This window comes from Streptomyces sp. NPDC002776 (assembly GCF_053592195.1).
This window is the reverse complement of the sequence record NZ_JBSFVG010000032.1, coordinates 16,654-28,653: the sequence shown is the minus strand read 5'-3', so window position 1 is coordinate 28,653 and position 12,000 is coordinate 16,654. Positions and strand designations below refer to the sequence as shown.

Annotated in this window: 8 protein-coding genes; 5 read left to right on the top strand and 3 right to left on the bottom strand. The window is 67.1% G+C overall.

Translation table 11 applies throughout. The features are described from left to right. Positions 1-173: 173 nt before the first annotated feature. From ACWD11_RS33835 to ACWD11_RS33825, 3 genes are all read right to left on the bottom strand, one after another. The gene (locus tag ACWD11_RS33835) at positions 174-1,730 is read right to left on the bottom strand and encodes a DUF4832 domain-containing protein (protein WP_451287720.1); all 1,557 of its coding nucleotides are present in this window, start codon (positions 1,728-1,730) and stop codon (positions 174-176) included. Positions 1,731-2,076: 346 nt separating this feature from the next. Continuing rightward, the gene (locus ACWD11_RS33830) at positions 2,077-3,282 is read right to left on the bottom strand and encodes a Gfo/Idh/MocA family protein (protein ID WP_451287718.1); all 1,206 of its coding nucleotides are present in this window, start codon (positions 3,280-3,282) and stop codon (positions 2,077-2,079) included. A gap of 133 nt (positions 3,283-3,415) precedes the next feature. Further along, positions 3,416-5,425 carry a DUF4832 domain-containing protein gene (locus ACWD11_RS33825; RefSeq protein ID WP_451287716.1) on the bottom strand — a complete coding sequence of 670 codons (2,010 nt, stop codon included), beginning with the start codon at positions 5,423-5,425 and terminating at the stop codon, positions 3,416-3,418. Positions 5,426-5,689: 264 nt separating this feature from the next. On the opposite strand from ACWD11_RS33825, the gene ACWD11_RS33820 reads away from it, so the two are divergent. The 5 genes from ACWD11_RS33820 (at position 5,690) to ACWD11_RS33800 (ending at position 11,872) form a co-directional block, all read left to right on the top strand. Beyond that, positions 5,690-6,643: a carbohydrate ABC transporter permease gene (locus ACWD11_RS33820; RefSeq protein WP_451287714.1), complete on the top strand. Its 954-nt coding sequence runs from the start codon at positions 5,690-5,692 to the stop codon at positions 6,641-6,643. A 5-nt stretch (positions 6,644-6,648) separates the two neighbouring features. Further along, positions 6,649-7,611, top strand: coding sequence for a carbohydrate ABC transporter permease (locus tag ACWD11_RS33815; protein ID WP_389421545.1), 963 nt, complete (start codon positions 6,649-6,651; stop codon positions 7,609-7,611). 95 nt (positions 7,612-7,706) lie between these two features. Next, positions 7,707-9,056: an ABC transporter substrate-binding protein gene (locus tag ACWD11_RS33810; RefSeq protein ID WP_451287711.1), complete on the top strand. Its 1,350-nt coding sequence runs from the start codon at positions 7,707-7,709 to the stop codon at positions 9,054-9,056. 68 nt (positions 9,057-9,124) lie between these two features. Beyond that, complete coding sequence (locus tag ACWD11_RS33805) at positions 9,125-10,624, top strand: glycoside hydrolase family 36 protein (RefSeq protein WP_389421543.1); 1,500 nt, start codon at positions 9,125-9,127, stop codon at positions 10,622-10,624. Between the two features lie 90 nt (positions 10,625-10,714). Then, positions 10,715-11,872, top strand: a complete 1,158-nt coding sequence (locus ACWD11_RS33800) for an ROK family transcriptional regulator (protein WP_389421542.1) — start codon at positions 10,715-10,717, stop codon at positions 11,870-11,872. Positions 11,873-12,000 lie beyond the last annotated feature (128 nt).

The window sequence follows — 12,000 nt, the reverse complement described above, 5'->3', positions numbered from 1 at the left end:
AGCTGCAGACACTCCTTGCTCTCTGGGCCGGCGCCTGCCCCACCTGCCACCGCGACATACCCACACCGCTACGAACCTGACCAAGCCCTACTAGGCGGTGAGGACGGTCAGGACTACGGTGGTGGTGACGGCGGGTCGGCCGTAAGAGGCCAGCCCGCCGTCCCGAGACGGTGCTATCGACGAACCTTCACATGTCCCAGGGAAAGCCAGCCGTCTTCACCCTGCGCGGCGTTGGCGAAACGCAGCTTCTTCCCAGTGGGCAGGGGGTTCACGACCCGCATGACTACTTGATAGTCGCCGGACTCGACACGGTTGAGGTCGACGCCGGTCTGGAAGTACTGCGGGTGGCCGAAGGGCAGGTGTGTCTCGTCGGTCTGCCAGTCGGGAAATGCCCGGATCTTCAAAGGCTGGATCTTGCGCAGATCCCAGCTGGTCTCCCACGTGCGCACCACGCGCCCAGTGCGGTCCCGCAGGCCGATCTCGACAGGCCAGTTGTAATAGAAGGGCGCGACGCCGAGGTTCTCCACGGTGACACCGACATCGAGGCGGTCGCGTGCTTCGGTCTTGAAATGGGCTTTGGTGGCGTGCAGTTCGTATCCCATGAGGCGAACGGCTTCAGCGACCTTGGGATCGTCGTGGGCGTAGTTGTTGACGCCATAGTGGTTGATCTTCCAGGTGGAGTGCTCGAGCTCGATGCACGCCTTCATGTCGTCTACGTCCGCACCGTTACCGGTCGGCCAGTTCTCGAACGCGCGAGGCTGGATCTCGGGGCGTACCTCTCCACCCATGGAGTTGGTGGTCCAGCGGTTCTCCATGCCGGCGCGCAGAACCCCGGCCATCTGCGACCACGGCGCGCCACCCATCGACTCAGGCAGGGTGACCCCCTTACCGCCTTCGATGAAGCAGAAGGAGTCGTCGTGCAGGCCGAAGTCGGCGTTCTTCACGGCGCCGTCGGCCAGTTCGGGGTAGCGGGCCTCCACCATGGTGGTGTCGAACGCACGGTCCACCCAGCCGATCACTTTGCGCTGGTTGGCCAGGCTCGGCATGTAGTTCGGGTATCCGTCAGCGGTGTCCGTGTCGTACGGCCAGGTGTGCCACTCGCCCCACAGGCCGATCAGTCCCAGGGTGAGGTAGCCGAGGCGCGGATCGCCGTCATAGCGGCGGCCGAGCTTGTCGATGAAGTTCTCGAGCGTCGCCATCAGCTTCGGGTTGTCGTAGTCGGGGTGGTCGAGCTTCCAGAACTCGTCCCAGCGCATGTCGACGGAGTCCTTCAGGCAGGGCGGTAGGCCGTTCTCCGGGTGGGTGCCGCTGCCTCCCGGGTAGTTCATGTAGAACCGCATCGCGACCTGGTTGCCTCCTGCTGCGGCGCGGTCCAGGTGCTCCTCGAGCAGGGTGAAGTCGAGCTTGCGACAGTTCTTCGGATCGTTGATCACCTCGCTGAGCGAGAGGTAGACCCACTCGATGCTGTGCGGGTACGGGTTCTCGCCGACCTGGTCCTGGAATACCGCGAATCCCTTGAGCGGGTTGTCCAGCGGTCCTGGTGCATAAGGCAACTGGTGCGTCGGCAGCCGAGGGTCGGCGGGGGCGGGCCCAGGCGGCCGGGGCGGCGGTCCCGCGGGGCCGGTGGTGGCTGCCGTCTCGGCCGTGGCCGATGCCGGCAGAAGGGCCGCCAGCAGTGCGGAGAGGAGAAGCGCTCCGATGAGAGCAAAGAGTCTTGGACGATGGGGCACGAAACTAACCCTTCAGGCTGGGCGCCGGCGACCGCCGGCGGACATCTGTTGCGGCGCCTTGGAATTCTTCGGCGCGTGTTTGTGGAGACAGGTGACTTCCAGCTGCGCGAAGGTTCGTTGAATCTCCAGGGGCACCTGGTGTCGATGGGGAGGAACGGGGTTCAGGAGCCGGTCGGCCTGGCGATGCCATGGCTGTTGGCGTGACCAGTTCTGGGAGGGGGGAGAGCGGGCAGCGGTCGTTCCCCTCCTGGGGACTCGGCTCGCTCCTCGCTGCTACGGAGGCCTGAGTGGAGCCGGTTTCGCATTCCGCGGAATGGTCATGGGCCCCTGTGGGGGTTTTCGCGTTCTACCGAGCGGCGCGGAGCTGTCCGGACGCGAAATAGGAGAGGAGGTCCGGCGCGAGTTCCGGTACGGATTGCGGTGTGCCTCCCTCACGCAGGGACTGTGTCGCCTGGACTCCGGCTGCGACGGCCATGCGGGCACCGACGGGCGAGGTGTCGGTGATGCCGCCGTTGCGGGCGAAGTGGAGAAACTCGGCCATCAGGAGGGCATCGGCGCCGCCGTGGTCGGCGTCGTGCTCGCTCCGGTGTACCTCGTAGAGGGAGTCCGGCTTGGCACGGTAGGTGGATCGATGGGTGTTCCAGACCTTCACGACCGCTTCCGGGCCGTCGCCGAAGTTCTCCAGGCGGCCGGCGTCCCCGATGACGGTGTAGTTGCGCCAGTAGTCGGGTGTGAAGTGGCACTGCTGGTAGGCGGCCAGGACGCCGTTGTCGAGGCGCATGTTGATCAATGAGACGTCTTCGACGTCAATGACTGGGTTCAGACCGCGCTGCGTCCGGGGCGGCCAGTGCCCCTCTTCGGTGTACCAGTCAGCATGCTTGGGCTCGCCAAGTGCGCGCCGGTGCGGGATGTCGCCGTAGACCATGAGATCGCCGAGACCCTGCACCTGGTGTGCGTAACCACCCGCGAGCCAGTGCATCACGTCGATGTCGTGGGCGGCTTTCTGGAGGAGCAGACCTGTCGTGTGCCGGCGTTCGGCGTGCCAGTCCTTGAAGTACCAGTCGCCGCCGTATCCTACGAAGTGGCGTACCCAGATGGTCTTCACGGTGCCGATCTCGCCGCGTGTGATGATGTCCCGCATCAGGCGGATGACCGGCATGTGCCGCATGTTGTGGCCGACGTAGAGGCGCGTTCCCGTCTCGTGAGCCGTGCGCAACAGCTGGTCGCAGCGCTCGATGGTGATATCGAGCGGCTTTTCCACGAAGACCGGCTTGCCGACGGCGAGAGCCTCACCGCCTACCTGTGCATGGGTGTGGTCGGGTGTGAGGACGAGGAGCGCGTCTATGTCCGACAGGTGGAATACGTCGCGGAAATCTTCGAGTATCCGGGCGTCAGGAAAGTCCTGTGCGGCCTGTTGTCTGGCTGCGATGTCGGGGTCTGCGACCGCGGCGATGACGGAACCGGCTCCCGGGCGCTGCGCGAGCCGGGCGAGGGATCCACGCAGTCCGTACCCCAGGACACCCAGTCGAAGATCAGGTTGGGGAGAGGTCATGATGCGCGGGCCTTTCAAGGTTGGGGCCGTGGCGCCCAGGAGAGGTGAGTTGTACAGGACTCCTTGCCCCGGGCCAGGCACAGCCCGGGGCAAGGAGGGTTTTAGGGATCGGAGTGCCAGGGAGGCTGTTGGATCACTGCACGGTGATGCGGTCGATGTCGGGGGCCCAGCCGGAGGGGTTGGCGATGGTGAGGGTGTTGTTGGCCCCGGCCTGCAGGTTCAGCTGAACCGTTTTCGTCGCGGTGGTCGACCAGTTGGCCGTGGCGTCGAACTGGACGGTCTGCGCGGCGCCGTTGTTGGCTCGGACGGTGGCGCTGCGGGCGGTGGCGGTGGTGTAGTGCAGGGTCACGGTGCGCGTGCCGCCGCTGCCACCGTCGATGCCGTTGAACGTGAGGGTGCCGCCGTTGCCGAGGTAGCCGACCTTCTTACCGCCGGAGCAGCCCGCGCAGTCGGCGATGGCGGCGCCGCCCGCGAGGGCGTTGCCGGCGGCCTCGGCCTCATAGCTCTTCGGGTTGGAGCCCTGACCGCTGCCGACGCTCATGCCGCCGAGGTTCAGCCAGCCGTCCGCCTTCTGCCCAGCGTTGGCGAACCGCAGCTTCTTGGCCGCCGAACTCACTTCCTCCAGTGGGTTTTTGACCTTCATCACGAGCTGGTAGTCGCCGGTGGCCACAGAGGACAGATCCACGTTCGTGTCGAAGTACTGCGGGCGACCGAAGTCGAGATACGTGGGGTCGGATCCGACGTTCCAGTCGGGGAAGGCACGGATCTTCAGCGGCATGACCTTGCGCAGGTCCCATGAGGTGTCCCAAGTCTTCACCACGTTTCCTGCGGAGTTCTTGAGGCCGAGGCTGACCTGCCAGGGGTAGTAGAACGGGGCCACGCCGTTGTTGGTGATCTGCACGCCGACCTTGGTGGTGCCCTGTGCGGTGGGGTGGAAGTAGGAGTTCTTCACGCTGAGGTCATAGCCCATGAGCCGGACCGCGGCGGCCACCTTCGGGTCATTGGCGGCGTACTCACCGCTGCGTTCGTTGATCTTCCAGGTGGTGTGCTCCAGCTCGATACACGCTTTCATGTTGTCCACCTGCCCTGAGCCGCCGGGCCAGTTGGCGAACGCCGTGGTCTGGATTTCCGGCCGGACCTCACCGCCCATGGACGCGGTGATCCACTTGTTCTCCACGCCCTGTTCGACGGCCTTCTGCAGTTGGGCCCAGGGAGCTCCGCCCATGGAGATGGGCAGGGTTACGCCTGCCGCCGGGCTGCCCTCGCGGTAGCAGAAGGAGTCGTCGTGATAGCCGATGGCCGGGAGGTTGTTGGCGGCGCCGCCTGCGGATTCCGGGTAGCGGATTTCCAGGCGGGTCTTCTTGAAGGCGTTGTTGTACGCGTTGATGATCTCCGCGCCGTGGGCATGGGTGGGCATGTAGTTCGGGTGGGAGTCGCTCGATGTGTCGGTGTCGTAGGGCCATGTGTGCCACTCGCCCCACAGACCGACCAGGCCGAGGTGGATGTAACCCAGGCGCGGATCGCCGTCGTAGCGCGCGCCGAACGCGGCGATGAAGTCCTTGAGTCCGGCGAGGAGGTCAGGGTCGTCGTAGTCGGGGCTGGTCGTGCCCCAGTACGCGTTGTGGCGGTTGGCGACCTTTCCGGCGAAGCAGGGTGGGATGGCGTTGGCGGGGTGGGTGCCGGTGCCGCCCGGATACTCCATGTAGAAGCGGATCGCCGCCTGGTGGCCGTCCTCCGCGATCTCCTGCAGGGCGCTGTCGAGGACGCCCCAGTTGTAACTCCCGCAGTTCGACGCGCTGTTCATTACCTCGGACAGACCGAAGTACGCCCAGGTCAGGGAGTGCGGGTAGCCCGCGTTCTGGTCGCCGCCGGGCTGGTAGAAGCGGGCGAAGCCCTTGAGCGGATTGTCCACGGGGGAGTCGCCGGGAGCGAGGGCGTGGACCGGGAGCGCGGGGTCGGGGCTCGGCCCGGGCGCCGGGCGTGCGGGTACTCCGGCGGCCGCTGCGGCCGATCCCTTCGCGGGCTGCGCGTCGGGGGCCGCGGCCTGGGCGCCGGCGGGTAGGGCCGCCAGAGCCAAGGCTATGGCGGTGGAGCTGAGCGCCGCTGCGAGACCGCGGCCTGGTCTGGAGTAGAACGTGCGCACGGATCAACCTCCGAGGGGATGGGGGGACGTGCTCGCGTCAGCTGCTCGACGGCCTGACCAGGGCGCGGCAGCTGTCGTGCGAAGTGCCTCACGTGCCATGCACCGCGTGCGGCGCGTGCTTTGTCATGGCTCCTTACAGGAGGGTTGGATCACAACCTGTTCCGCGTTTCCATTGACAAAGTTTCGCTGGTGCTCATCAATATGTGTGCACGGCGCCACACTGGCAAGAGGTGCGGCGCGACATCTTCTCCCGGAGGCGTAACCATGGGCTCCGACACGGCAGTTGCGCCGCCACGCAAAGGCTCAGGCATACGCAGCACCGACTTGAGCGGAGCGAAGAAGCCGCGTAAGCCGCGCGATGACCGCAAGGCGGCCTGGCTGTTCCTCGCCCCCGCGCTGGTGGGTTTCGCGCTGTTCTACGCGTATCCGACCGTCCGCGGCGTGTACTACTCGCTCACCGACTACAACATGCTCGCGCCGCCGAACTTCGTCGGCGGTGCGAACTACACGGACCTCATCGGCGACGACCAGTTCTGGAACGCACTGAAGGTCACCGCCTACTACGTGGTCCTGAACATCGGTGCACAGACCGTCCTCGCGCTCTTGCTCGCCACACTGATGCACCGGCTGACCCGGTCGGTGGCGCTACGGGCGATGCTGTTGGTGCCGTGGCTGGTGCCCAACGTCACCGTGGGACTGATCTGGCTGTGGCTGCTCGACGCCAACCTGGGCTTCTTCAACCACATCCTGGAAGCCATCGGCGTGGGAACCACCGGCTTCTTCAACTCGCCCGACCTAGCCATGCCGACCATCGCGGCCATCAACACCTGGGCGTACACCGGCTACACGGCTCTGCTCCTGTACGCCGGCATGCTGCAGGTTCCCGAGCACCTCTACGAGAGCGCGTCCCTGGACGGGGCCGGCGAGTGGCGAATGTTCAGTCGGATCACACTGCCGCTGCTACGGCCGGTACTCGCACTGGTCCTGGTGGTCTCGGTGATCGGCTCGTTCCAGATCTTCGACACCATCGCGGTGACCACTCGGGGTGGGCCGATGGGCGTCACCCGGGTCATCTACTACTACATCTACGAACAGGCCTTCGCGCAGTTCCACATGGGTTATGCCTCGGCCGTCGCGGTGATCCTCGCGCTGCTGCTCGGTGTGCTGACCGCCGCACAGATGCGCCTGCTGCGTGCGTCCCGCTCGGACCTGGCCTGAGGAGAATGACCATGAGCCGTACCCTGACCAGGACCCGTACGACGGGCAAGCCCAGCACTTCGGCCAAGCTCCGCATCCATGCTCGTACCCGCCCCACGATCTCAGTAGGTCGGATAGCCGCGTGGACGGTCCTCGTCCTGGCCCTCGTCGCCACCCTCTTCCCGTTCTACTGGATGATCCGCACCGCCCTCACGCCCGCGGCCGACCTCTACTCCGACTCCACCGGGCTCGTGCCCGAGCACCCCACGATGATCAATTTCCTGCGGGTGCTCGGGCTGACCAGCCAGGAGGAGGCCGTGGCCGCCGGAGGGTCCGGCGCCCAGGTGGACTTCCTGCGCTATCTGCTCAACTCGGTGGTCTACAGTGGCCTGATCGCGAGCCTGCAGACGCTGTTCTGCGCGATGGCCGGGTACGCCTTCGCACGGCTCAGGTTCCCGGGACGGGACGCGCTGTTCGGCGTGCTGATCGCCGCGCTCATGGTCCCGCCGATCTTCACGCTGCTGCCCAACTTCATCCTGGTCAAGAACCTCGGCTGGCTGAACACCTTCACCGGCATGGTCGCGCCCACCCTCCTGATGACGCCGTTCGCGGTCTTCTTCCTGCGCCAGTTCTTCCTCTCCATCCCCCGGGAGGTGGAGGAGGCGGCCGTCCTCGACGGGGTCGGACCCTGGGGCGTGTTCTGGCGGGTGGTGATGCCGATGAGTCGGGGCCCGCTGATCACCATCGGTCTGACGACCACAGTGTGGGCCTGGAAGGACTACCTCTGGCCGCTGCTGAGCGGCCGCGACGAGGAAACGCGGGTACTCACGGTCGCGCTCGGCATCTTCCTGCAGCAGTCACCCAACACCCAGCCCGACTGGACCGGTCTGATGGCTGGCTCCGCGCTCTCGGTGCTGCCCGTGCTCATCCTGCTCATCCTTCTGGGCCGGCGCCTGGTGGAGTCCCTGAACTTCTCCGGCATCAAGTAAGCCCACACCTGACCAGCTTTTCGGACCACCCCACGCAGCTCTGCCCACCCCCACAACTCCCTTCCTGCTCAACCCTTTGAGAGAGGTACGCCATCATGCGATCGACGCACCGGCGCGCGGGCGCGGCTTTGCTGTGCCTGGCCGCCACCGCCGGGCTCGTGTCCTGCGGGGGATCAGACGACTCCGCCTCGGGCAAGACCACGCTCGACTACTGGCTGTGGGACGACAAGCAGCTGCCCGCGTACAAGGAGTGCGCGGACGCCTTCGAGAAGGCCAACCCGGACATCAGCATGAAGATCACGCAAACGGCCTGGAACCAGTACTGGCAGAACCTCACCACCCAGTTGGCCTCCGGCGACGCCCCGGACGTGTGGACCAACCAGAGCACCTACTACCCGCAGTTCGCGACCAACGGCCAGCTCCTTGACATCCAGCCGCTGGTCGACCGGGACAAGGTCGATCTGTCCGGCTACCAGGCCGGTCTGGCCGACATCTGGGTCAAGGACGGCAAGCGCTACGGACTGCCAAAGGACTGGGACAGCATGGCGCTCGTCTACGACGCCGCCCACCTGAAGAAGCAGGGCATCTCCGCCGCCGATGTCGCCGACCTGACCTGGAACGCGGACGACGGCGGCAGCCTGGAGCAGGTGATCGCCAAGGCCACCGTCGACAACAAGGGACGCAACGGCCTCGACCCCGACTTCGACAAGAACCACGTCAAGACCTACGGCTACCTGCCTGAATGGAAGGACGGCGCGACCGGTCAGAACGGCTGGGGTCCGTTGGCCGCTGCCAACGGCTTCACATATCTCGACAAGAACCCCTGGGGCACCCACTACAACTTCGACGACCCCAAGCTGGCCGAGACGCTGGCCTGGTTCCGGCACATCATCGACAAGGGGTACGCGCCCGCCTTCAGCAAGCAGTCGGAGGTGGCCAACGCCGAGCTGGTCAGCGCCGGCAAGGGGGCGATCACCATTGCGGGCTCGTGGACGATCTCCACGTTCACCGACGGCAAGGCCAAGGACAAGTTCGCGTTCGCGCCGCTGCCGGCCGGCCCTGAGGGCCGCAAGAGCTCTTTGAACGGTCTGTCCGACGCGATCTGGGCCGGTACCGAGCACAAGGAAGAGGCCTGGAAATGGGCCAAGTACCTGGGCTCGGCCGAGTGCCAGGACAAGGTCGGCAAGCGCGCCATCGTCTTCCCCGCGCAGAAGTCCGGCACCGAGGCGGCACTCGCCGCGCACAAGGCCGCAGGCCGCGACGTGCAGGCCTTCACCGACATCGCCGCTGACAAGAGCAGCACCTTCCTGCTGCCTGTTACCGAGCACGGCACCGAGATCAACCCGCTGGTCCAGGACGCGGTCCAGTCGGTGATCCTCGGCCAGGCACAGCCGGAACCGGCGCTGAAGGGTGTCAACGACAAGGTCAACGGCCTCTTCAAGTAAGCCGTTTCGTCCACGGGCGCGGCAGGGCGTGCCTGCCGCCCACCCCTCGTACACATGCAAGGAGATCCATGGCCCAGCTTCTGGACGTCGGCGCGCACACGTTCGCCGTCGCACTCGAAGGCGACGGCGCGCCCCGGCCCGTCGACGGCGGACTGCTGCTGCCGCCCGGACGCACCGCGATCCTGCACGGACTCGGCGACGCACTGTTCTACCGGCACGGCCACAACTCCTGGAGCCCGTGCGGCTGGCGCAGGCTCTCAGACGCGCCCCTGCGCATCGCGAGCGCCGAACGCCGGCTGACAGCCGACGACACCGTCTGGGACGACCCGACCCGACACCACTCCTCCGCGGTCGCCGCACTGCAGGGCCCCGACGGCCGGGTCCTGCTGCTCGGCGCGCTGGGCCTGGACGTGCCGCGCCTGTCGGCCGACCAGGACACCCTCGTCGGCTGGTACGAGTCGCAGGGCGCGCCCTGGTTCCTCGCGTACGGCGCCGAGGAGGACGTCTTCACCGCCTACGTCGCCCAGCTCGGCGAACGTCTGGGCCGTAGCACCAAACGGGCCGGGAACGTGTGGTGCAGCTGGTACGCGTACTACGAGAACATCACCGAGGAACAGCTCACAAAGGACATCACCGCCCTGCGCGGACTGCCCTTCGACGTCGTCCAGGTCGACGACGGCTGGGAGCAGACCGTGGGCGACTGGCACGCCAACGACAAATTCCCCTCCGGCATGCGGGCATTGGCCGACCGCATCAACGACGCCGGCCTGCGCGCCGGACTGTGGATCGCCCCGTTCATCGCGCTGCCCACCTCGCGCACCGTACGGGAGCACCCCGAACTGCTCCTGCGCGGCGAGGACGGCGAGCCGGTGATCGCCGGGCACAACTGGGGGACCGGGTACTACGCGCTCGACCTCACCTGGTCCGCGGCGCAGGACCACGTGCGCGAGATGATCCGGCGCATCACGCAGGACTGGGGATTCGGCTACCTCAAGGCCGACTTCATCGGCGCCGCCGCCGCCCCCGGCGTGCGGGCCACGGGCGTCGGGCGCGAAGAGGCGTACCGGATCGGGCTGGAGATCATCCGGGAGGCGGCCGGACCCGACACGTATCTCCTCGGCAGCGGCGCACCGCTGCTGCCCTCGCTCGGGCTGCTCGACGGCATCCGCAGCGGACCCGATGTCGCACCCCAGTGGGAGCACTACGCGACCCAGGACCCCTCCGACGCCCTCGCCCGCAACGCCGTGGTCAACACCCTGCACCGGCTCTGGCAGTCGCCGCTGCTCGAAGTCGACCCCGACGTCGTGTACTTCCGCAGCAGGCTCAACCTCCTGACGGAACACCAGCAGAGCTGGCTGCGCGACCTCGCCGACATCTGCGGCTTTCGCGCGGTCTCGGACCCGCCGGGCTGGCTGCACCCCGATGAACTCCAGTCGCTCACCGCCTACTTGCAGGCCCGCCCCGAGATCCGCAGGCTCGGCAGGTACCGCTTCGAGATCGACGGACGGGAAGTCGACTTCCTCTCGGCCGTGGAACCGGCAGAACAACAGCGGTATCCGATTTCGTGACGTCATCGGGCACGGGCAGCCCTCGAAATTAGTAAACTGTCTAGCGTTATTCAATGGCGGGCACCGCGACTGCTTCAGGGAGTACACAGCATGGCGACCACGGGCACGGACCTGTCTCGGATGCGCGAGATGAACCAGCTGTCCATCGTGTGGGCGCTGCGCGGCAACCCGCCCTCAACCGTCACCGAACTCGCCGCCCGGACGGGCCTGTCCCGTCCGGCCGTAGACGTCCTGGTGCAGGCACTGGTCACAGAGGGCTGGGCTGAGGTGGAGGAGCCGGGCGCCCGCAGCGTGGTGGGGCGCCCGGCCCGCCGCTACCGCTTCCGGGCGAACGCCGGTCATGTCATGGGAATTGACATCGGTGTCCACAAGGTCCTCGTGATGCTCAGCGACCTGGAAGGTAACCTCGTCAAGAGCCTGCGCAAGTCCGCCGACCCCGACGCGGACCCGGCCCACCGCCTGGCCGTGGTCGACCAGGCCATCACGGAGGCGCTCGAGCAGGCAGGAATGAACGCCGCGGATATCTGGGCCCTGACGGTCGGCGTGACCGGCCCGGTGGATGCAAGGGGCCGGACCTCCCTGTTCACCCCGCTGCCCGGCTGGAGTTCAGCCGATCCCGCTGCCCACTTCGCGGACCGCTTCAGCTGCCCCATCCAGATCGAGAACGACTGCAAACTCGCCGCGGTGGCCGAGCGCTGGAAGGGCGTCGCCCAGGACGCAAACGACATCGTGTACCTGCTCGCCGGCATCCGCACCGGCGCCGGCCTCATCCTCGATGGCACCCTGCGCCGCGGCCACGGCGGCGCGGCAGGCGAGATCGGCGCCCTCAAGGCCGTCCGCTGGCTCGACGCACCCGGACACCTGGCCGCCTGCCCGGGCGTACCCACGACCGCCGGGCCAGGAGAGGCCGCCGCATGGGTGTTCCAGGCCGCCCGCGAAGGCGACCGTGCAGCGAAGGTGGCTGTACGCCGCTATACGCGCGATCTCGCTGTCGGTGTCGCCGCGTTGGTGCTGGCCCTCGACCCCGAGATCGTGGTCCTCGGCGGCGGCTTCTCGCGCTCGGCCGACATCATCCTCGAACCCCTGCACCGCGAACTCGCCAAGCACTGCCTGCGCCTCCCCGAGCTGCGCACCTCCACCCTCGGCGACGAGAGCGTGGCCCTAGGCGGCCTCCGCCTCGCCCTCGACGACGTCGACAACCGGCTTCTCAGCGCCCAACTGGCCTCACCTCGAGCCCCCATCGGATAAGCGCCCACCCCTATGTGGGTCGCGTGCGAATGAAGATCTCTTGCGCCTTTCGCGGCTGCCTGGGCCTGGGGGGCCCTCGCACCCCTGGCGGGCATGCTCGCCAGGGGCGTCGCCGTGCTCTCCAGCGC